General features: G+C 60.9%; 15 protein-coding genes and 1 riboswitch. Of the genes, 4 read left to right on the top strand and 11 right to left on the bottom strand.

Features of this window, described 5'->3' with window-relative positions:
* From J1G18_RS27315 to J1G18_RS27335, 5 genes are all read right to left on the bottom strand, one after another.
* Positions 1-8,080: filamentous hemagglutinin N-terminal domain-containing protein (locus J1G18_RS27315; RefSeq protein WP_223009484.1), on the bottom strand; the 8,080-nt coding region annotated here is incomplete at its 3' end.
* Positions 8,081-8,104: 24 nt separating this feature from the next.
* Positions 8,105-9,811: a ShlB/FhaC/HecB family hemolysin secretion/activation protein gene (locus J1G18_RS27320; protein WP_223009486.1), complete on the bottom strand. Its 1,707-nt coding sequence runs from the start codon at positions 9,809-9,811 to the stop codon at positions 8,105-8,107.
* 200 nt (positions 9,812-10,011) lie between these two features.
* Entirely contained in the window at positions 10,012-10,422 is a 411-nt protein-coding gene (locus tag J1G18_RS27325; protein WP_223009489.1) for a hypothetical protein, read from the bottom strand.
* A 48-nt stretch (positions 10,423-10,470) separates the two neighbouring features.
* Complete coding sequence (locus J1G18_RS27330; RefSeq protein WP_262415694.1) at positions 10,471-10,998, bottom strand: hypothetical protein; 528 nt, start codon at positions 10,996-10,998, stop codon at positions 10,471-10,473.
* Positions 10,999-11,123: 125 nt separating this feature from the next.
* Positions 11,124-11,573 (bottom strand): winged helix-turn-helix transcriptional regulator, encoded by a 450-nt coding sequence (locus J1G18_RS27335; protein ID WP_135296011.1) that lies wholly within the window; start codon positions 11,571-11,573, stop codon positions 11,124-11,126.
* Positions 11,574-11,761: 188 nt separating this feature from the next.
* Here J1G18_RS27335 and J1G18_RS27340 point away from each other — a divergent pair, with 188 nt between their 5' ends.
* Positions 11,762-12,580 carry an alpha/beta fold hydrolase gene (locus J1G18_RS27340; RefSeq protein WP_210558768.1) on the top strand — a complete coding sequence of 273 codons (819 nt, stop codon included), beginning with the start codon at positions 11,762-11,764 and terminating at the stop codon, positions 12,578-12,580.
* A gap of 30 nt (positions 12,581-12,610) precedes the next feature.
* On the opposite strand, the gene J1G18_RS27345 is transcribed toward J1G18_RS27340, so the two are convergent.
* From J1G18_RS27345 to J1G18_RS27365, 5 genes are read right to left on the bottom strand one after another with little or no spacing between them, the layout of a single operon-like run.
* Complete coding sequence (locus J1G18_RS27345; RefSeq protein WP_223009498.1) at positions 12,611-14,638, bottom strand: LTA synthase family protein; 2,028 nt, start codon at positions 14,636-14,638, stop codon at positions 12,611-12,613.
* Between the two features lie 22 nt (positions 14,639-14,660).
* Entirely contained in the window at positions 14,661-15,272 is a 612-nt protein-coding gene (locus J1G18_RS27350) for a hypothetical protein (RefSeq protein ID WP_098964315.1), read from the bottom strand.
* Positions 15,272-16,567 carry a sialidase family protein gene (locus tag J1G18_RS27355; protein WP_223009491.1) on the bottom strand — a complete coding sequence of 432 codons (1,296 nt, stop codon included), beginning with the start codon at positions 16,565-16,567 and terminating at the stop codon, positions 15,272-15,274. Before J1G18_RS27355 ends, J1G18_RS27350 begins: the two co-directional genes overlap by 1 nt.
* A 51-nt stretch (positions 16,568-16,618) precedes the next feature.
* Positions 16,619-17,164 (bottom strand): cytochrome b/b6 domain-containing protein, encoded by a 546-nt coding sequence (locus tag J1G18_RS27360; protein ID WP_223009493.1) that lies wholly within the window; start codon positions 17,162-17,164, stop codon positions 16,619-16,621.
* Positions 17,164-17,430, bottom strand: coding sequence for a PepSY domain-containing protein (locus J1G18_RS27365; RefSeq protein WP_007960465.1), 267 nt, complete (start codon positions 17,428-17,430; stop codon positions 17,164-17,166). The genes J1G18_RS27360 and J1G18_RS27365 overlap by 1 nt, the downstream gene beginning before the upstream one ends.
* 170 nt (positions 17,431-17,600) lie before the next feature.
* On the opposite strand from J1G18_RS27365, the gene J1G18_RS27370 reads away from it, so the two are divergent.
* The 3 genes from J1G18_RS27370 to mntP all read left to right on the top strand — a co-directional run bounded on the left by J1G18_RS27370 (position 17,601) and on the right by mntP (position 20,590).
* The gene (locus J1G18_RS27370; protein ID WP_098964318.1) at positions 17,601-18,263 is read left to right on the top strand and encodes a response regulator; all 663 of its coding nucleotides are present in this window, start codon (positions 17,601-17,603) and stop codon (positions 18,261-18,263) included.
* Entirely contained in the window at positions 18,260-19,636 is a 1,377-nt protein-coding gene (locus tag J1G18_RS27375) for an ATP-binding protein (RefSeq protein WP_098964319.1), read from the top strand. Before J1G18_RS27370 ends, J1G18_RS27375 begins: the two co-directional genes overlap by 4 nt.
* Before the next feature lie 211 nt (positions 19,637-19,847).
* Positions 19,848-20,020, top strand: a riboswitch (yybP-ykoY riboswitch).
* Positions 20,021-20,026: 6 nt separating this feature from the next.
* On the top strand, positions 20,027-20,590 hold the full coding sequence (mntP, locus tag J1G18_RS27380) for a manganese efflux pump MntP (RefSeq protein ID WP_134786634.1): 564 nt from the start codon (positions 20,027-20,029) through the stop codon (positions 20,588-20,590).
* Position 20,591: 1 nt separating this feature from the next.
* Here the strand turns inward: mntP and J1G18_RS27385 are convergent, their stop codons facing one another.
* Positions 20,592-21,305, bottom strand: coding sequence for a DUF72 domain-containing protein (locus tag J1G18_RS27385; RefSeq protein ID WP_223009495.1), 714 nt, complete (start codon positions 21,303-21,305; stop codon positions 20,592-20,594).
* Positions 21,306-21,463 lie beyond the last annotated feature (158 nt).

Consider the following 21,463-nt stretch of genomic DNA (forward strand, 5'->3'; position numbering starts at 1 on the left):
ACAGATAGTCCGAGCTCATGAACTGCTTGAGGTTGGTCAGCGCCGGGTTGGTTTCGATCAGATATTTGTGCGGGTTGGAGCGCACGCTGGTGTCGGGCAAGCCCTGTACGCGTGGTACATCAAAGGCGGGGTTGCCCCGAGCAGGAACCAGCACACCGACTGGACCGTCAGCGGCGGTTGCACCCACGTTGAACTGAGCCGTTCTGTCGTTAAGATTCAACGACGAGGCATCGCTCAGCGCCAGATCGCGTTTTTTTATCGACACCGGGTCGTTGTTGTCGAACTGGAACTGGGTGGACGGCCGAGCGGGCATGCCGACCGTATGACGGGTCGACTCGCCGGACAGCGTACCGATGGTCCAGGACGGCGCGGGCACCGAGGACTGTTCGCTACCACCTTTGCCGCTCAGGCGGAACATACCGTTGTCACCGAAAGGCAGGCTGAAGCCGGGTAATGTCAGCGGGTTGACCTGTTGTTGTGCCAAGTCCGGTGGCAGTTGGCTGTTGAGGCTGATGACGGTGGTTTTACCGGTGCCGCCAGCGCCGGTATTGGCGTTGCGAGAGGTGCCGGCGGCGCCTGAGCTGTAGGCCTTTTCAACACCGTTGCTGATTTTGTTGCTGGCGTTGATGGTGACATTGCCGGCGGCCTGGATGATCGCCGAGGCGAATCCTGAAGGGCCGGAGGTGACAATCTTTTCATTGAACACGGCATTCTTTATGAAGTCTGGAGCTTCGGTTCTGACTCCCGAGGAATAGAGAGAATCTCCGAACTTGACGGCCTGACTCTGTTTATTCAAAGAAATGATGGTCGAGCCGAACGTCTGGAACCAGTTATCAGCCTCACCCTTGGCACCATATCTGACGACCTTGGAAACTACCCGTGAGTCATATTCGTTGGCATTCCAGAAGTGCAGATCCTTGTTGTAGTCCGCGTCGTTGTACATGTTGTACGCAACGACTTCGTTCCACTGGGCAACGGAGAGCCCGCCATTGACGTATTTGCGGGAAACGTAATCACCAGTGGCAGTACCCGAATTCTCGAAGTTGGCCACGTTGACGTTGATGTTTCCAGAAGCGGCGATCGACGAGTTCGAATTCAGGAACGAGCCGCCCACAGCATCAAAGTTTTTTCCGGCAGTTATGGACGCGGCTTTGGAACTTTCCCCCTCCGAAATGCTTACCTTGAACTTTTGCTCCCAGACCAGGTGAGATGGTAGTTTGCCTCCTTGCAGATCTGTCCAGTTAAGCGGGATCTGATCACACGAATAGCAACGCACTCCAATATCCGACGAGTACATCTCGGAAACCGTCTTGAACTGATCTCTACGGTTAACAATCGAGTCGGCCTTGATCGAGAAGTCGCCGGTGCTCTCCATCGTCCCGGAAAGATTCTCCACCGTTGCCGCGCGATTACCGGCATCGTCCCGTGCGATGTCAATTCCGCCAAGGCTGTAAACATCGGATTTCTTGTTGCTGAGGCTGCCCACGCGAAGCTTCATGTCGCCACCGCTGAACAGGAACCCGCCCTGATCGTTGAGCAGTGATGATGCCGTCAGTTTCATACCCGACGCGCCCGCGAGCGTGCCGTAGTTGTTAACGGTGCCGCCATTGAGGATCAGATTATTGGCAGCGCTGAGCCGGCCATAGTTGTTGACGATCGCCAGGCCTCCGCGTGCGCCTACGGTCGTATTGCCTCCGGCCGCGATACTCGTAGCGCTGTTCAGGTTGAGGGTGGAGGCGTCGAGTTGCAGATCGCCCAGACTGCTCGTGCGCCCGTTGCCGCCGTAATTGCCACTCAGCTGGATATCGACGCTGCCATCGCTGGCAATCAAGCCTTCATTCGTCCAGTTACCACCACGCCCCACCAGTTGATTGGAAGCGAGCAACTGCCCGCTCACAGTCTGCACAAAGTTGCCGACATTGACGGTCAACCGCCCAGCCTGAATCACGCTGCTGTTGGTCCAGCTGTCCGCGTTCAGCGTCAGGCCGCCACGGGTCACCAGCGAGCCGCCGGCGTTCATCACGTTGGCGGTGGAAATGCCGAATTCACCAAGGCCGACATGCGTCACCGAGCCGCCTGCATTGAGGAAGCTCGGCGCGGCCAGTGTGAAATCGGTGTTGGCGGTTTCCACCAGACCATTACGGTTGTCAAACAGGCTGCCGATCTGGAAATCGGTTTTGCCGCTGGTGCCGAGCGCGCGCAGTTTGCCGCCCTGGTTGTCGAGGTTGGCGGCGCGAATCGCCAGTGTGCCGGCGCTTTCGATCAGGCCGCTGCGGTTCGTCAGATTGCCGTCGACACCCAGCTCGATGCTGCTGCCGCTGATCTGGCCGTTGTTGTTGCTCATCAGGCCGGCGATGGTTTTCACCACGCCTTTGGCATAGATTCCGCCGCCGCTGTTGTCGAGGGTGTTGCCGCCGGCGTTGAGCAGAATATTGCCGCTGTTGGCGGCGATCCGTCCGCCATCGCTGTAGATACCGCCGAGCGCTTGCAGGTCGAGGCGGCTGCCTTCGATCTTGCCGCCTTGGCCGTTGCGCAACACGTCGGTCAGGCGGGTCTGCATCAAACCCTTGAGGCTCGACAGCACACCGCCACGGCTGTCGAGGCTGGCGGCGGTGAGGGTCAGGTCGCCGTTCTGGGCGATGATCTTGCCGCCCTGGTTGTCGATGGCGCCGCTGCCAGTGTTCACGCTCAGCGCGGTCATGCTTTGTACCGCGCCTTTGGAGTTGTTCAGTGCGGCGGCGGTGATGGACACGCCGGCATCGCGGCTGGACAGCAAGCCATCAGCGTCGTTGCGCAGCGTGCCCGCCACGGTGAGATCCAGTTGGCCGTTGGCCGAAACAGTGCCGCGTTGGCTGTTGTTCAGATCGCCACTGGTGAGCAGGCTCAACAGCGTCTGGCTGATCAACTGGCCGCCCTGGTTGTCGACGCTGGCAGCGCGTTTGATCAGCAGCGCAGCGCCGCTGCCGAGTGCGCCGTTGACGTTGGTCAAGGCGCCGAGCAGATCTAGGGTGACGCTGTCGTCACCGACCAGACTGCCGCTGGTGTTGTTCAGTGGCCCGCCGGTGAAGGTCAGAGCTTTTTTCGCCATGACGTTGCCGGAGCTGTTGTTCAGGCTGGCCGCGCGAATGTCGAGGATATCGCCGCTTTTGATCAGGCCACCCGAAGCGTTGCTGATCGCGCCGCCGGTCATGGTCAGGGTTTGTTTGCCGTCACTGCTGACCGTGCCGCCGCTGTTGTCGAGACTGGCGGCCGTGATGGTTACTTCGCCGAGGCCGCCGATGCCACCCTTGCTGTGGTTGAGCAGTGCGCCGCTGAGGTCGATGTTGACGTTGCCGAGCTGGCTGGAGATCGCGCCTTCCAGACTGTTATCGAGGGTGCCGCCGCTGAGGCTCACGCCTTTCCAGCCGGAAACCAGACCGTTCTGGTTGTTCAGGTCGGCCGCTTTTACGGTCAGTTGGTCGTTGCTGATCAGGTTGCCGCCACGGTTATCGAGGCGGTTGCCGGTGAGGCTGAAGCTGTTGACGCTGGAGATTTCGCCCTGCTGGTTATTCAGGTCACGCAGCGTGGCGATGCTCAGCACGCCTTTGCTGTTGATCACGCCGTTCTTGTTATTCAGGTCGCGCAGATGGGCAATGCTCAACCCGCCTTTGCTGCTGATCACACCGTCTTGGTTGTTCAGATCCTGCGCGGTGGTGCCCAGATCCATCGTCAGGCTTGAGACGCCGACCAGCGTGCCGCCCTGATTGTTCAGGCCGGTGCTGTTGAGGGTCAGTTGTTGCGCAGCGCGGATGCTGCCCTCGTTGGTGTTTTTTAACAGGCCATCGACAGTGACCTCGATGTCGCTGTCGCTGAGCAACACACCGCCGTCGCTGTTGTCCAGACTCGCGGCGCGAACCTGCAAGGCCGCAGCGGCAATCGTGCCTTTGATCGAGGTCAGGGCGTTGTCGAGGGTCAGGGTGAGTTTCTGGTTGCTCAGCAATTGGCCGCCACTGTTGTCCAGCGATATGGCGATCAGTTCAAAAGCCTTGTCGCTGGAAATCTCGCCGCCACGGTTGTTCACGTCGGTGAGGTTTTTCAGTAGTAACTGGTTCGGCGCGTTGATCACGCCGCCTTGGTTGTTCAGCGCGCCGCCGTTCAGATCAACGCTGACGGTGCCGCCGCTGAACAGTTTGCCGCCCTGCTGATCGAGGCCTTGGATATTGGCGGTCAGCGTCTTGCCAGAGCCGAGGCTGCCAGCGGTATTGGTGACCTGGCCGGCATTGATCCTGACATGGTCGGCCGCGTAAATGCTCGCTTGGCTGTTGTTGAGTTCGCCAGTGCTGATGCTCAGGTTGGCCTTGCTGCTGAGCACTCCTTTTTGCTGGTTATCCAGCGCGCTGCTATTGAGGGTGAGGTCGCTGTCGGTCAGCAGTTTGCCGCCCTGATTGCTGACGGCGTCGCGAGTATCGACGGTGAGTGCCTTGGCGCTCGAGACGGTGCCGCCATTGTTGTTGAGGCTTTGCGCAGTAATCGCCAAAGCGCCTTCGTTGACGAGGCTACCCTGCGCATTATTCAGATCTGCAGAGAGGTTGATCGCGAGATCTTTCTGGCTGGTCAGGCGGCCACTGTTCTCCAGCTTTTTACCGGTCAGTGTCAGCCCGGCGTCGCCAGACAGCAGGCCTTTATTGCGGTTGATGACCTCATTGACGGTCAGCGCCAGATTGCCGCCGGCGAGCATATAACCGCTGTCGCTGTTATCAAGCCAGGCGCCGATCAGGCTCACGTCGGCCTTGCTCGACAGCTCACCGCTGCGGTTGTCGACACGCTCAACGCTGAGTTTCAGCGCGTTGGTCGAACCGATCAGACCTTGCTGACGGTTATCCAGGCGGGTGGCGGTGATGATCAGGCCGTTGTCGGCGATGACCACACCGTCCTGGTTATCGAACATTGCGCTCACGCTGAAATCGGCATTGCCACGACCCCGGATTTCACCGTGGCTGTTGTCCAGACTGGTGCTACGGGCTTCGAGGTCGGCTGAGGCGATCAGGCCCTTGACGTTGCTCAGGGCACGGTCGATGACCAGGGTGAGCTTTTCGTTGCTGAGCAGTTTGCCGCCGTCGTTGTTCAGGCTTTGTGCGTTGACGCTCCAGGCCTTGGCGGCGGAGATTTCGCCGGCGCTGTTGTTGACGTCCTTGAGGTTTTTCAGCAGCAACTGGCCCGGCGTATGGATATTGCCGCGCTGGTTATTGAGCAGACCGTTGTTCATGTCCAGAGTCAGGTCGCTGTTGCTGAACAGCTCGCCGCCGTCCTGTTCCAGCGAGGTCAGCGAAGCCTGAAGTGTCTGCTGGCTACCGATGGTGCCCCCGGAGTTGTCCAGGTGCCCGGCGGTCAACAACAGCGTGGCATCGGTGGCGATACTGCCGCTCTGACGGTTCTTCAACTCGCCGGTTGTCAGCGTCGAATCGGCCTTGGCGCTGATGATGCCGTTGGCGCTGTTATCCAGGCTGCCACTTTTGAAGGTCAGGCCTTTCTGCGAGACGATCAGGCCGCCCTGGCTGAGTACCGCACCGGTGGCGGTCAGCGCCATTGCTTCAAGGCTCGACAGTTTGCCCAAGCGATTGTCGAGACTGCCGGCGCTGAGGGTCATCTGCCCTTCACTGCTGATGAGGCCTTGCTGGTTATCCATCGCGCCGTCGAAGGTCAGCCCCAGACTGTTCTGACTGACGATCCGCCCTGCGACGTTACTCAACCCGGTGCCGCTCAGCGTGCTCGCGCCCTTGCTGAAAATCAGGCCGTTAGTGGCGTTGATGATCTGCGCGACTTTCAGCGCCAGCGTGGTGTCGGACAGCACCTTGCCGCCGTCGCTGTTGTCCAGACGCGAACCGTTGATGTGCAAATCCAGCTGGCTGGACAGTGTGCTGGCGCGGTTGTCGATCTGCTCGACGTTGACGGTCAGGGTTTTGAGCGAGCCAACGAGGCTGTCCTGATGGCTGTTGAGGGTTTTCCCGGTCAGCAGCAGATTGCCTTCGGCGACCAGTTCACCGTGCTCTTGATTGAGGGTGTCGACGTTGGCGTCGATATCGCCTTTGGCGGACATCCGTCCGCCATCATTGATGACTGTCTTGGCTTTGAGGCTCAACAGGCCGGTCGAGGTCAGCAGGCCGCCATTGCTGTTGTTCAGCATGTTGCCGTCGAAGGTCAGCGCCGTCTTGCTTTCGAGGCGACCCTTGTCGCGGTTGTCCAGGGTGTCGATCAGTAACTTCGCCGCTTGGTCGGCGCGAATCGTCCCGCCACGGTTGTCGGTGTTGGCGCTGCTGACGGTCAGGGTGTCGAGACTGGAAATCTTGCCGGCGCGGTTATCCAGGCGCGTGGCCTGCACGTTCATGGCGCCGTTGGCCTGAATCAGGCCCTTGTTCTGGTTGTTCAGTTGCTCGCTGATCCGCGTGGTCAGCGTGCCTTCGCTGGTCAACTGGCCCTGCTGGCTGTTGTCGAGCTGTTGGGCTTTTACCGTGAGATTCTGTTTGGCGCCGATCTTGCCGGTGCGATTGTTGATCGCGCCGAGGGCGCTGATCTCGAGCAGACGGCCGGCGCTCATCAGGCCGGCAACGTTATCCAGTGAGGTGACGTTGAGAACCGCGTCGGTCTGGCTGCTGAGTTCGCCGTTGCTGTTGATCAACTGGCCGATGTTGGCGGTAAGAATGGCGTTGCTGTTGATCACGCCCTGGCTGTTGAGCACCTGCGCGGCGTTGAGGTTCAGCATGCCGTTGCTCTGCACTTTGCCGGCGTTGCGGTTGTCCAGCGTGCCGGCGCTGATCGCAGCGGTTTGTCCGCTGAGCGTACCGCCCTGGTTGCTCAGGGTTTGCGCAGTGCTGACTGTCAGATTGCGGCCGGCGATGAGGCTTTTGCCAGTGTTGTCGAGGTTTTGCGCACTCAGGCTCAGATCACCGTTGGCGTTACGTCCGCCGTCGGCATTGACCCCGGCCTCGATGACTCCGGCGTTGGTCAGCTGACCACCGGCACTGAGGTTGATACTGTCGCGGGCAGCCAGGGTCTGGCGGTTGGTCAGATTGCCTTGGGTTTGCACGTTCAATGCCGTGCCGGCATACACCGGACCGCGCGCATCGAGGCTGGCCGACTTGACTTTGACCGCACCGGTCGCCGAGGTATCGGCCAGGCTCAATTGACCATTAGCATCAAGCTGAATATCGCCACCGCTGGCGATCAGTTTACCGTCGAGCTTCACCCCGACCCCGGCCTCGGTGCCAACCAGTTTGATCGCCCCGGCATACATGCCGCCGAGTGCCGAGGAGTCGATTGCCAGTTGCGGTTTGGTGCTGCCGTCATCGGCACGGGCCGTGGCATTCAGGGTCTGTGCGTTGACGTCGTTGCGCCCGGCAACGATGGTCAGGTTCTGCGCCTGGATTTCGGCATTGATCTTCGCGCTACGGGTGATGATTTCGAAGCGGTCGACGTTGGTCGCGTTAAGGCCGGCGCCTTCAATGGCCACAGAACCCTGATCAACCTGAAAACGATCCAGCCGCCCCGCGCCATCCAGCACCGGTTTGCCGGTGGTCAACGTGACCCTTGGCGCATTGATGAAACCGCAACCATTACAGGTGATGCCATACGGATTGGCCACGATCACTCGCGCCGACTGCCCCGCCACTTCGGTGTAACCGCGCAACTGGCTTGGGTTGCCGCTGATGACTTCGTTGAGAATCGCTTGCGCCGAGCCGCTGTTTTTCAGGTTCGGGTTGCCGATGATGTGGCCGCCCAATTGTGTGTTCGACGTCTGGCTCGAGCCGTTGTTGAGGATGACACCCTGCGCGCCGACGTTGTAATCATGAAACTGGTTGTGCGACAGGCCCGCGCCGTTGGGCGTGGCGATGTTGATGATCGGCACGCCATTGCCGGCCCGATCCAGCGCGGTGTTCGGGTTGGCCACGACAATGCCGTCGGCCTGCGCCCACATCGGTTGCCAGAACATGACGTTCGCCAGCAGGAACGCCAGCCCGCGCTTGGGCATGCCCAGAAACGACTCACGGTTTTTTACGGCCGCAGAAGGCTGGCCTGCAAGGAAGGCGAACTGACGAACATCCATGTCGATGGTCTCGAAGAATTTGAATTAGATGAAAAAGTCGAGGCGGAAATAGATCGGCGCTTCGCGCTCGGTCAGCACGTCCGGGCGCTCGAGGGAATGCGCAAAGGTCACGCTGGCAGCCACGTGTTGACCACGGGCGAACAGTTCCAGCGAGTTGCTCGACATGCGTCCGTGCTGATCACCGTTGTAACGATCGCCACGAATCACGCCCTGGTCGTAACCGAGGCTGGTGCCGTATTCAGCGAACACCGGGCGCAGCCATTCGGCCGTGACCGGTCGGCTCCAGCGCAGATCGTTGCGCCAGTAGCCGCCGCTGTCGCCGGACAACGATTGATCCTTGTAGCCACGGATCGACGACAGCCCGCCGAGGCTGGTGCGTTGTGAACTGAACAGCACGTCTTCGCTGCGCTGGCCAGTCATCAGGCTACTGAAGGTGAAGGATTCGCCCCATACCTTGAACGGCTGCAGGTAGCTCAGGGTCGCGGTGTATTTGCGGTAGCGTGCGTCCGGTTCGCCCGGGCCTGGATCGTGGCTGCCCTGCGCGTCGAACGCGCCGATGCCTTCCTGCATGCCGGCGTCGAAGTTGACGAAGGCACTGCCGATGCGGCGACCGTGGTTGAAGCCGAACTGCGCTTCGCTGATGCGGTTGCTGCTCAGCTTGAGCTTGCTGTCTTCGATGTAGTTGTTGGTGCGCAGGTAGGACAGCCCGGCGCTGAGCGAAGTCTTGCTCACCGAGTCGCGATGGATCACTCGCTCGGCGCGCAATTGATGGTTTTCGCTGTCGCCGGTCTGCTTGAAGTTGTAGCCGTTGGCGGCGATCTGCGAGCGGTAGTCGCTCTGGCTGTAGGTGTAGCTGAAGTTCCACCAGCCCCACGGCAGGTTGTAATTGAGCATGGCGTTGCTGGAGATGTGCTGGTGATCGGTCATTGCATCGTGACCGCCGCGCAGGCTCAACTGATCGGCCAGGCCCAGCGGGCTGTCCCAATCGAAAGTGGTGCCCCACTGCTGTTCACCGGTGCTGCGTTGGCCGTCGTTGCTGCGCGACAGTCCGGCCCGCCATGGCTTCTGCGGGTTATTGGTGACCAGCACTTCACTGCCGCCGACGTTCTTGCCCGGCGCCAGCTCCATCTTGGCCTGATTGGACGGCAGGCGATTGAGCTGATCGACCATCTGCTCGATCTCGCGCAGGTTGACCAGTTCGCCGGACTTGCCGGGAAATGCCATCGCCAGTTCACGCTCCGAAAGCTTGCTGTTCTCGGCGCCTTTCATGCCTTCGAGCTTGCCTTCGACCACCAGCACTTTCAGGTGCCCGCCAGACAGATCCTGCTGCGGCAGGTAGGCGCGGCTGGTGACCAGGCCTTTCTCGATGTAATGGTCGGTGATGACCTTGAGCAACTCGTTGAGTTGCGGCACCCCGAGGCACTGGTCGATGTAAGGCTTGAGCAAGCGGGTTTTGTCGCTGTCGGACAGACTGTCGGCGCCCTTGAGCTCGATGTCCTTGATCGGGAAACAGCGGGTATCGGTGGGCGCTGCCGGTTGCGCAGGCTTGGCATCTTTGCCGGGCAAGTCCTTGAGTTCTTCCAGACGCCGCTGCTGCTCTTCAAGCAGGCGATTCTGGCGATCGCGGATCAGGTCGGTTTCACCGGGAGTGGGTGCAGCGAAGGCAATCTGAAGTGGAGACAGGCACAGCAAAGCTGCGCACAACCTCGCCGCGAGGGCGGGTGGGTACATGTTCGATCCCTCGATACGGAATGACATCAAAATAGTGGCGCGATATTAGATGGCCATCATTTTGACGTCAAACAATCGTTTCAACCTTTTGTCGGGTTTGTATCAAGGAATTAACAAAGGAAGCAGGAGCCGTTAAGCCATGAAAAAAGGGGCGCATCCATTGGCCAGAATGGATGCACCCCTTTCTTGCGCAGACCGACTCAACCGCGAATACGGTGCTCGGTGAACTCGTAGTCTTCCTGGCAATCGCCCGAAGGGTCCTTCGCCACATTGACGTAATGCACCGTGTCGGCATCGATCAGTTTGTAGGTATAGATATCGGGCAGGGGCACGCCGGCGGTGCGCAACTCGTTCTTGCCGTTGGCCGCCTTCCAGATGCCGTGTTCGGTCTGGATCGGCTGGGTCTGCTGAGCATCCCGGAAGAAAGTAATGTTGAAGGTGCCGTCAGGCTTGAAGTTGTTTTTCCAGGACAGGAACTGGCACTTGCCGTTTTCCGACCGCATACCTTTCCATGAACCGATCAGGGATGGATCGTTGCCCGGTTTGTTGGCGGCACAGCCACCCAGTGTTGCAGCCAGGACGATGAGCGCCAGGCAGAGATTGCGTTTCACTTGGTATTTCCTTTCTTCAACTGAATTCGATGCATCGCGTATGCAAGATCAACCCGCTACAGGAATGCGCTGCGGGGGTTGGGTAACGTCGTAGACGTGCTGCTCGCAGAGATCACCGGAGAACTGGAATTCCACCTGGTACACCTTGCCCTGCTGCGGAGTGAAGGTATTTTTCAGCGGCCCACAGGTATAAATGCCGGCGGTCACCCGGCTGCTCGAATACCCCGAGACCTCAAACGGCTTGCCGGCATCGGCCTGTGCTTCCAGTTGCGGAAAGCGTTTGACCGTCGCGCTGTTGGCCACTTCGTTGAGTTTGGCGATCCAGCCGAACACCTTGCCACGACCGGAATCCACAACGGTGCCGAGCACTTCCATGCGGCGGTCGGGATCATCGGCGCGGCGAATGGAAAACTCCACCGGATAGGTGCCCCCAGATGATTTCATGATGACCTTGGCGTGCTGGGCGTCCACCACCACTTGGTCCTGATGCAACTGGATGCCGTCTTTCAGCAGACTGGGGGAAGAGTTACGCACATTGGAATGGCAGCCTGGCAGCGCGAGCAGCAGGGTCAACATCACGAGCACACGTTTATTCACGCGGAAATCTCTATTGAGCAAGCAGGACGGGGAATGACATCAAAACAACGCCGCGATATTAGATGGCCATCATTTTGACGTCAAACCTATGTTGCGCTCGCCTGTCAGTGTTCAACGCCTGTCTCCGTCGCCACCTCGTGCGGTGCAAGCAAGCGGCCATCAGCCGACATCAACTGCAGCTTGCGAATTGGCTGACGATCCTTTGCATCAACCATCACCGAACCCGGCTCACCCGGCGCATACAGGTGCTCCCCGCCCCACTGCGACAGCGCAACGATCACCGTCTGCAAGGCCTTGCCGCGTTCGGTCAGCACGTATTCCTTATAGGCACCGCCATCGGCGGCCGGCACCGTTTGCAGGATCCCCTGCTCGACCAAGGCCTTGAGCCGGGCGCTGAGCATGTTCTTGGCGATGTCCAGATTCTTCTGAAAATCACTGAAGCGGCGGATGCCCTCCAGCGCATCGCGGATGATCAGCAGCGACCACCAGTCACCGATCAAATCCAGCGTACGGGCGACCGGGCAGGCGTTGCCGTGCAGGCTTTTGCGCTTCACAGGGTGTTTCTCCATCAAATCCAGCGTGTGGTTGCATCTTACAACTGTGGCGCTGGAAAAGAACCACGCCACCCGCCATGGCAATTGAGCACTTGCGTACAAGTGACAGCCGCGATTTGCGCCGATAGTGATGGGCGGCCATTGCGGCATCCGGCCTTCCGAACGATCGCCCACAGCAAGGAGTTCCCATGAGCACATTCACTACCGATGACGGCACACAGATCTATTTCAAGGACTGGGGCAGCGGCAAACCCGTGTTGTTCAGCCATGGCTGGCCGCTGGATGCCGACATGTGGGAATACCAGATGGAATACCTGAGCAGTCGCGGCTACCGCACGATTGCCTTCGACCGCCGTGGTTTCGGGCGCTCCGATCAACCGTGGACCGGCTACGACTACGACACCTTTGCCGATGACATCGCGCAACTGATCAACCACCTCGACCTGCGCGACGTGACGCTGGTCGGCTTCTCCATGGGTGGCGGCGACGTCAGCCGTTACATCGCCCGCCACGGCAGCGAGCGCGTTGCCGGGCTGGTACTGCTCGGTGCGGTGACGCCGCTGTTCGGCAAGAAGGCCGACTACCCGCAGGGCGTCGACACCTCGGTGTTCGACGGGATCAAGGCCGGCCTGCTCAAGGATCGCGCGCAGTTCATCGCGGATTTCGCCGCGCCGTTCTACGGCACCAATCAGGGCCAGAAAGTCTCCGATGGCGTGCTCACGCAAACCCTGAACGTCGCCCTGCTCGCCTCGCTGAAAGGCACCGTGGATTGCGTCACCGCGTTCTCCGAAACCGACTTCCGTCCGGACATGGCGAAGATCGACGTACCAACCTTGGTGATCCACGGCGACGGCGATCAGATCGTGCCGTTCGAAACCACCGGCAAACAGGCGGCGGCGATGATCAAGGGCGCCGAGCTGAAAGTCTACGCCGGCGCGCCCCACGGTTTTGCCGTAACGCACACCGAAGCGCTGAACGAAGACCTGCTGGCGTTCCTGAACCGCTAAAAACGCTGCGCTGACCAGGCATCCATCCGGTCAGCGCACGTTGCGGTACAGCATCAAACGCGCGCTTTCGTGCAGGCCCCGCGTCAACTCCAAAAGGCGCTGGAATTCCTCGGGATTTTGCCCGGCGACGTTATCCAGCGGGGTCTTCGACGCCAGATCATGCAGGGTCGGCGAGCTGCCGTCATGCTGCATCTGCAGGAGGAAATCCTTGGTCACCCCGCCAATCAACGGAAACGTGCCCTCGCGCAGCACCAGCGGCACCACGCGCTCACCTTCCGGCGCCGGTTGCTGGACATCGCGGCCCATCGCGCCATTGCTGAACGGCACGCCGGCCATCCCCGCCACCGTCGGCAGCAGATCCGTCAGCCCCACCGCCTCCTCGATGACCTTCGGCGCAAGCATGCCCGGGGCGTGAATCAGCATCGGCACATGATTGCTTTCCAGGCCCAGTTGCTCGAACGCCGGCGGCATGTGCGGGATCTGGCTGATACGCGTGTTGTGGTCGCCGAAGAACACAAAAATCGTGTTGTCGTAATAGCCGCCAGCCTTGGCCAATTCCATTAGTTTGCCGATATTGAAATCCAGCAGGCGCACCGCGTTGTACTGCTCGACGCTGCGCGAACCGGCGGCCTGCACCTGCTCCAGCGACAGGTTGCTGACCTCGAAACCGTCGTTGTCCTTGGGGATGGTGAATGGCCGATGGTTGCCCGAGGTTTGCACGTAGGCGAAGAACGGTCGGTTCTTCGGCAAGTCGCGCAGGATGCGGTCGCTCTCCTTGAACAGATCCAGATCGGAAATGCCCCACACGTCCACCAGCGGCGAACGCCAGTCACTTTCCTGATACAGGCGCACGCCGTCGATGCTCTGTTGGATCAGCGCATTGATATTGGCCCAGCCGGCGTTGCCGCCGATCATGTAGAGCTTCTGGTAATCGGTGAACGCGTTGATCAGCGTGTGCTGACGGGTGATCAGCGGATGACGGGTGGCTGTCTCGCGGCGCGTCACGTCGGGAACGCCGGTGATGCTCGCCCACACGGTTTTCGCAGTGCCGGTGACTGGCACATAGAAGTGTTTGAAGAACCAGCTTTGGGCCGCCAATTGATCGAGGTTTGGCGTCGGGTTCAACGGATTGCCGTAGGCGCCAACGGCGCTGGTGCCCAGCGATTCGAGCATGACGAACATCACGTTCGGCGTGCCCGGCAGCCGATACGGCTGCACGCCTTGCTGACGCTCGAAGTTGAGCGATTGCGGATCCGGTCGATCCACGCCCAGATAACGGGCAATCAGCGGATAGTGCTCGCGCACCTGCGCCTCATCGAATTGCGCCTGCCCGGTTTTCAGCGTGTCGTACAGGAACAGCACCGGGTTCAGACCGACCGCGGCGATCTGCGCGTTACCGGAAAAGAACGCATCGCTCCAGCGCAGCGGCACCGGGTTTTCCAGGTTGAGATTGTCGACCCGACCGAGCAACGCCAGCAGGACCGCAACCACGCCCAGCCCGGTGCCGAATGCCAGCGACGGACGCCGGATAACCTCGGGTTCACGGGCCAGCGTCAGCCGTTCCAGCTGCAAAAGTCCGTAGAACCAGACGCCCAGCACCGCCAACCAGCCGAGCGCGATCCACAGCACCGGATAGGTTTCCCAAACCATCTGTTGTGAGATTTGCGCATCTTCCAGATAACGCAGCACCGTGGCGTTGATCCGCACGCCAAGATAGGCGTAATGACCGAAATCGATGATGTACAGCAGGCCGATAACGCCGAGCGCCAGCAGCCAGTAAATCCGCGCGACCCAGCGCAACCACGGCAGACGCGTGAGGTTCCAGCGCGGCACCCAGGCCAGCAACGCCAACGGCAGGATCAGCAACACGGCGAGGCGCAGGTCGAAGCGCAAACCGATCCCGAGGGTTTCGCGCAGCGCCGGATTACCGATGAACTCGCTGGGCGCGATCCCGGAAAACCCCAGCACGAACACCAGCCTGAGCACGGCAAACAACAAAAACGCCAAACCTGCCGCGCCCACGCCATAGCGCAGGCGTCGCGATTGCAACCAGCCCATCATTGACCTCAGTGTCGTTGGTTCAAATAGAAGATGTCGCGCCGGCCGGTGCGGCTCGCAGCAGACGCCTGACCTCACGGATGCACAGCGCTGCAGCGGCGATCAGGCAGTAACCCAGCAGCAGCGGATCGATCAGGTAATCCCAATAGTTTTCCGAGGCCTTGAGACGCAAGGCGAACGCCAGCGTGCCCAGCGCAAGCATCGACACTGCCAGCGTATTGCGCAGCCACAACAGCGCCAGTGCCAGCAGGCCGATACAGACGATCATCGGCCGTGGGTTGAAGCCCCAACGGTACGGATCGAAATACGTCAGGCCCATCGTCGCCGGGTACAGCAGCGCGGCCAGCACGGTAAACAGCACCAGCACCTGCACCCGTGCCGGCAATGTCTGCCGCTCGACCACGCCCAGTCGGACCAGACTGGCCCAGCCGAGCAACACCAGCGTGGTGATCGCCAGATCATCGGTGAAGCTACGCACGTACGCCGCCAAAGGCAGTTCGTTGATTGGCACGAAGCTGACCAGCGCCAGCAGCGGCAACAGCCACGGGCGCCAGCGTCGCGTGCATTGCAACGAGCCGAGCAGGACAAAACCCAGCAGGATGAATGTCAAATGGGCTTGCCAGAGCAACAGCATCACAGGCGCTCCTCGAGCCACGCTTCATTGAAGCTGACATGTTTGATGAAGGTGTTATTCCACGAATACACCAGGTGATAGAGGCCATCGCTGCCGCGACTGAAGTACGGATACTCGTACTCGAAATCACAGCCCTGCGGCTTGCACACCCGGTAATCCAGATTGCTCAGAAAGCGTTGCTCCAGCGGCAAGCGCCGGGCACCACTGGAAGCGCGAAAGCCTTCGCCGATGATCGCCTTGTAGGCTTCGGGGGCGAACGGCTGGCCGAGCGGATCGGGCGACTGATCGAGTTCGATCACGTTGCGCCAGTGGTTCAGATTGGCATCGGTGCCATAGAGGCTGAGCTTGAAGCGCCCGTCCTGCAGATCATTGAGCGCCACCAGCAGACCGTTGTCGTCGGTGCCGACTGCCGCGAGCGATGAATTGGGGTTGGCCGGTTCCAGCGGATACGGCTCGCTCCAGGTCTGCCCGGCGTCTTCGGTGCGGCTGGCCAGCACTCGATGATGAGTGTCGCCGGCATAACGCAGCATGGCCACGGCACGTTTTCCGTCCAGCGGCACAATGGTCGGCTGCAACGAATGCTTGCCACGGCTGATACGGAATTTGTCGATCACCGCGCCGTCCGCGCTCAGGTACAGGTACTCGGCGAATTTGCCCATGAACTCGTGATACACCGGCAGGCCGATCGAGCCGTCGGCATGGAACACCGGCGCGGCGCGCACCAGCGTACTGATGTTGAAAAACGGTGAGGTGATCAGCTGTCGCGGCACCGACCAGTTGCGCCCGAAATCATCCGAGACCATCACGTTGATCGCACTGGTGGCCCAGCCGCCCACGGATACCGAGACATAAAACATCCACAACCGTTGATCCGGCGCGAGGGCGATCACCGGATTGCCCAGTTTGCGGATGTAGCGGCGGGTGCCGTCGCGGGTCGATTCGCGAGTGGCCAACACCTGCTCGGCGCCCCACTCCGCGGTGTTGGCGTCATAGCGGGCGGTACGGATCTGCACGTCGGCGGCGCCTTCGCGGGAACCGGCGAACCACACCGCCATCAGGTCGCCGCCCGGCAGCGCGGTCACCGACGACGAGTGCACGAAATCATTCAGTTGCGAGGAGACGAAGCGACTGCTGTACAGCGGCTCCGGTGCCTGCAGCGAAGCATCGACCGGCGGCGTGGCCTCGGCAAATGGCGCCAGCACATGAGCCGGATGACTGCGCCAGGCACCAAAGAAAACCAGGCTCACGGCCAGTCCGCCGAGGATAAGTTTCAAGCGATCGGGAAGCGCACGCATAGTGGACTCACGGCAAAAACAGGATGGAGGGCAATCGACAAAACATCCCTGTCAGCGCGGAGGATCGTCCGGCAAGCGCCGTCGGCGTCCGGTGAGCATCGACAACGGCAAGTTGTCGCGCAGCAGAAAACTTTCGAACAGCGCGGCGGCGATGTGCAGGCAGACCAGCACCAGCAAGATGTCGGTAGCGGTTTCGTGCACCTGCAACGGCCAGTCGGCGCCCCACAAGGCATCGACCTCTTCCATGGCCCAGCCGCTCAAACCGGTGATGAACATCGCCAGCAACATCAACAGCATCACCAGCGCACCCATCGGCGAATGCCCAAGACGATGCTCGGGCCGACCGGCAATCAACGAGCGCGCATGGGCGAACAGTCGCGTCGGCGTCGGCCAGAAATCCGCCCAGCGCGCACTGCGCGGCCCGACGAAGCCCCATACCAGCCGCACCAGCAGCCAGCCCATGGCGTAATAGCCGAGCCAGACGTGCCAGGCGTCACCGGCTTCATTGAAGAAGTAATTGGCGACGAAGACGCCCGCGATGGACAGATGAAACAGCCGCACCACGGGGTCCCACAGGCGCACGGACGTGCTCGGCATCAGCCCTTGATCTCGGTTTTCACCGCTTTGCCGCTGACCGGGTCGTGGTAGATCTCGACCTTGCGCTTGTCCTTGTCGAAACCGTAGATCTCGTAGCAGTTGCCGTCGGTGACCTTGAACTTGCTGATCTCGTAGCCCTGAGCCTTGAGCTGCTCCTGAAAGGCTTTCTGGTCTTGCCATTGCGAGCGTTCGGCGGTGGTGCATTGCGGGCCGGCGACGGCCAACGGACTGGCAACGATGAGGGACAACAGCAGAAGTTTGCGCATGGAAACACTCTCGCTCGATGAGGAAGGCCTCACTGTGCAAAAGCAACCTTAGTAGAAGCTTAGTTGGCAACGAGTCGTTACATCTTTCCCGTCGGGTCAGCTGCCACAGCTGGCTGCACAGCGGCATGATGCCGCCGGTCAACCGCCGTGTTTCCTCAAGAGAATCCGTTATGCGCCTACTGCTGGTCGAAGATGATCGCGCCCTCGGTCAAGGCATTCGCGTTGCCCTCGGCAGCGAAGGCTACACCCTCGACTGGTTGCAGGATGGGGTCAGCGCCCTGCACGCCCTGCGCAGTGAGAGCTTCGACTTGCTGCTGCTCGACCTCGGCCTGCCACGGCTCGACGGCCTCGCGCTGTTGCAACGCTTGCGTGGTGAACAACAGGACTTGCCGGTGCTGATCCTCACCGCCCGCGACGGCACTGCCGAACGCATTGCCGGACTGGATGCCGGCGCCGACGACTACCTGATCAAACCGTTCGATGTCGATGAACTGAAAGCGCGGATTCGCGCGTTGCTGCGCCGCAGCCAGGGCCGGGCGCAACCGGTGCTCGAGCATGCGGGAGTGTGTCTGGATCCGGTCACGCAGCAGGTCACCTGGCACGGCACCGACGTGGTGGTGACGCCGATGGAATATCAACTGCTGCATCAACTGATGGCCCGCCCCGGCAAGGTCGTCACCCGCGAACGCCTATCGCGAGCGCTGTATGGCTGGCAGGATCGGGTCGAGAGCAACACCCTCGAAGTGCTGATCCACAACCTGCGCAAAAAACTCTCGAGCGATTTGATCCGCACCGTGCGCGGTGTCGGCTATGTGGTGGAGCTCAAACCATGATTTCCATACGCGCGCGGATTCTGGTGCCGGTGCTGATTCTGGTATTGATCGGCGACCTGCTGATCAGTTGGCTGGTGCTGCGCGACAGTCACCATGAAATCGAAGAGGTCTATGATGCCCAACTGGCACAAAGCGCGCGCCTGTTGCAAGGCGTGCTGGCCCAGCGCGCGCCCGGCGACAACGACTGGAGCCGGCTCTATCAGGCCTTCGATGAAGCCATGAGCCGGGTCGGCGACGGCGAGGCCGCGCACCCTTACGAAACCCGTCTGACCTTTCAGGTATGGCGCAGCGACGGGCAGTTGCTGGTGCGCTCGGCCGAAGCGCCGGAGCTTGCCGCACCGCCCACCACCCTCGGCTCCCATGACCTGATGGAGAACGGCCACGACTGGTGTGCGTTCCTGCTCAAGGATTCGCAACAAGGGCTGCTGATCTGGGTCGGCGAGCGCGACGACATCCGCCAGGATCTGATCGAGCGCATCGTCGGCCACACCGTCTGGCCGAGCCTGATTGGCGTACCGCTACTGGCTGCGTTGATCTGGCTGACCATCGGCTGGGGCCTGCAACCGTTGCGCGCCATGGCGCAGAGCATTCGCGGCCGTGACACCGAAACCCTGAAACCGCTGCACCTCAGCCCCCTGCCCCACGATCTGGAACCAATGCAGACCGCGCTCAATCGCCTGTTGCAGCAGATCGACAATCTGCTGGCGCGTGAGCGGCGCTTCATTGCCGACGCCGCGCACGAGTTGCGCACGCCGCTGGCGATCCTGCGGATCCACGCGCAAAACGCGCAACTGGCGGCGAACCCGCAACAACGCGAAGAGGCGCTGGAATATCTGCTCAGCGCGGTGGATCGGGCGACGCGTATCGCCAGTCAATTGTTGACCATGGCGCGCATCGAACCGCACCTGGCCAATCCCGAAACCCGCAGCGTGGAACTGACCGAACTGGTGCGCGAAGAGCTCGCCGAACTGGCACCGCTGGCCCTGGAAAAAGACGTCGAACTGATCCTCGACAGCGACCACCACTGCCCGGTCGACACCGACCCGGTGGCCCTCGCCATCGCCTTGCAGAACCTGGTGACCAACGCCCTGAACTTCGCCCCGCCGGGCAGCGAGGTACGGGTTCAGGTGCAACCGCAGGCGGGCGGCGCGGTGTACATCAGCGTCGAGGACAGCGGGCCCGGGATCAACGAGCAGGAATACGCGCGGCTGTTCGAGCGTTTCTACAGCCACGGCCACGGCAATGGCGCCGGACTGGGGTTGGCGATCGTGCAGATGATCGTCAGCAAGATCGGCAGCACGTTGCAGCTGTACAACCGACCGCAGGGCGGGTTGTGTGCGGAGTTGCGGATCAATGAGCTCTCGAGTCAATAACATCGCCCGAACCCTGCACAAGCATTGTGGCGAGGGAGCTTGCTCCCGCTGGACTGCGCAGCAGGCCTTCTGCTGTTCGGCAAAGAAAGGGCCGCTGCGCGACCCGGCGGGACGGTGCGACGATTCGACAAGTTCCCTCGCCACAGAGTCTGGTGTTGATCGATCGCCTCAATGCTTTTGACAAAATTTTCATGTTTGCCCCCATAAGATCCGCAGCCTCGTTGGGGAGTAGCCTGTTTCCGAGTCCCTCGGAAGCGTTCGTATCAACATTCTCGGCAACCTGCCGTGGTACGAACACCTTTTGGTTGGTGAGACCGACGACACATCCATGCCTGAAGTCGGGCGTGTGGTTGTGTCGTTGACTCATAGCCCGACTGGAAGTGTGCCCCCGTGAATCCTGTTTCCCTCATATTTCTCGCTCTGGCCATGTCCACGGACGCGTTCGCCGCAGCCATCGGCAAAGGCTCCAGCCTGCACAAACCACGTCTGACCGAAGCGCTGCGCACCGGTCTGATCTTCGGCGTGATCGAGGCCATCACCCCGATCATCGGCTGGCTGATCGGCCAGGCTGCCACCCGCTGGGTCGCCGAATGGGACCACTGGATCGCCTTCACCCTGCTGCTGATTCTCGGTCTGCACATGATCTACAACGGCCTGAAACACGAAGACGAGGAAGAAGAAAAACCCGGCCAGCATTCGTTCCTGATTCTGGCGGTCACCGCGTTCGCCACCAGCATTGACGCGCTCGCGGTCGGCGTCGGCCTGGCGTTTGTCGACGTGAATATCTGGGTGGCGGCAGCGGCCATCGGCCTGGCAACCATGACCATGGTGACCATTGGCGTGATGCTCGGCCGGGTGCTCGGTGCGGTCGTCGGCAAGCGTGCGGAAATCGTCGGTGGCGTGGTGCTGATGATCGTCGGCGCGACCATTTTGTACGAGCACTTGTCAGCCTGATTCAGGCCCGGATCAGCGCCGCCAGTGTCATCGCGTTGCCCAGCGCGGCGCCACTGGCGGTGTTGTCGAAAATGCACCAGACGCTGGCGCCTTCAGCAGCACAGAGCTGCATGTCCTGCGCAAGCTGCCGCAGATAAGGCAACTCGTAAGCACTGTGATAAATCCGTGGTGCGCCATGCAGTCGCCAATAGCGCACACCCGCCCAGCCCTGCGCCGAACCGTCGGTACTGATCCGCGACGGATCGACCACGACCTGGGAAATCCGATACGCCTGCAACATCGGCGCCGCCACCACCCACGACTCATGCCGTGGCTCAAGCACCACGTCACCGGCGAAGCGTTGGCGCAACGCCACGAAAAACGCCTCTGCGCGTGCCGGCTCAAAGGCCAGCGACGGTGGCAGTTGCACCAGCAAACACCCCAGCCGATCGGCCAGGCCTTCGCACTGCCCGAGAAACTCATCCAGCGCTTGCTCACAGTTTTGCAGACGCAACTCATGAGTAATCTGCTTCGGCACCTTCACTGAAAAGCGAAAACCCGGCGGCACCGAATCCGCCCAGCGCGCATAGGTCTGACGCCGATGCGGGCGATAGAACGAGCTGTTGATTTCCACGCAGTCGAACCGCGCGGCATAACGCTGCAGATGCGTGCCCTCGGCCGGAAACTGCGGCCAATACTCACGCCCCAGACTCCAGCCTGCGCAACCGATGAACATCAAAAAAGCCCCTTCGCCGCTTCACGCATGAAAATCTCCACGGTCTCGTTCACAGATTTCAGGCACAACGAAATACCTGTGGGAGCTGGCTTGCCAGCGAAGGCGTCGACACCTCCACAATCGCTGTGCCTGACACAACGCTTTCGCGAGCAAGCTCG

The sequence above is a fragment of the Pseudomonas sp. MIS38 genome (genome assembly GCF_019891575.1).
Classification (GTDB): domain Bacteria; phylum Pseudomonadota; class Gammaproteobacteria; order Pseudomonadales; family Pseudomonadaceae; genus Aquipseudomonas; species Aquipseudomonas putida_A.

Excerpts from the sequence above, each read along its gene's own strand:
- J1G18_RS27345 (WP_223009498.1), bottom strand. The coding sequence starts at position 14,638 with ATGGGCTGGTTGCAATCGCGACGCCTGCGCTATGGCGTGGGCGCGGCA.
- J1G18_RS27350 (WP_098964315.1), bottom strand. The coding sequence starts at position 15,272 with ATGCTGTTGCTCTGGCAAGCCCATTTGACATTCATCCTGCTGGGTTTT.
- J1G18_RS27355 (WP_223009491.1), bottom strand. The coding sequence starts at position 16,567 with ATGCGTGCGCTTCCCGATCGCTTGAAACTTATCCTCGGCGGACTGGCC.
- J1G18_RS27385 (WP_223009495.1), bottom strand. The coding sequence starts at position 21,305 with ATGTTCATCGGTTGCGCAGGCTGGAGTCTGGGGCGTGAGTATTGGCCG.
- J1G18_RS27360 (WP_223009493.1), bottom strand. The coding sequence starts at position 17,164 with ATGCCGAGCACGTCCGTGCGCCTGTGGGACCCCGTGGTGCGGCTGTTT.
- J1G18_RS27320 (WP_223009486.1), bottom strand. The coding sequence starts at position 9,811 with ATGTACCCACCCGCCCTCGCGGCGAGGTTGTGCGCAGCTTTGCTGTGC.
- J1G18_RS27370 (WP_098964318.1), top strand. The coding sequence starts at position 17,601 with ATGCGCCTACTGCTGGTCGAAGATGATCGCGCCCTCGGTCAAGGCATT.
- J1G18_RS27330 (WP_262415694.1), bottom strand. The coding sequence starts at position 10,998 with ATGTTGACCCTGCTGCTCGCGCTGCCAGGCTGCCATTCCAATGTGCGT.
- J1G18_RS27365 (WP_007960465.1), bottom strand. The coding sequence starts at position 17,430 with ATGCGCAAACTTCTGCTGTTGTCCCTCATCGTTGCCAGTCCGTTGGCC.
- J1G18_RS27375 (WP_098964319.1), top strand. The coding sequence starts at position 18,260 with ATGATTTCCATACGCGCGCGGATTCTGGTGCCGGTGCTGATTCTGGTA.
- J1G18_RS27340 (WP_210558768.1), top strand. The coding sequence starts at position 11,762 with ATGAGCACATTCACTACCGATGACGGCACACAGATCTATTTCAAGGAC.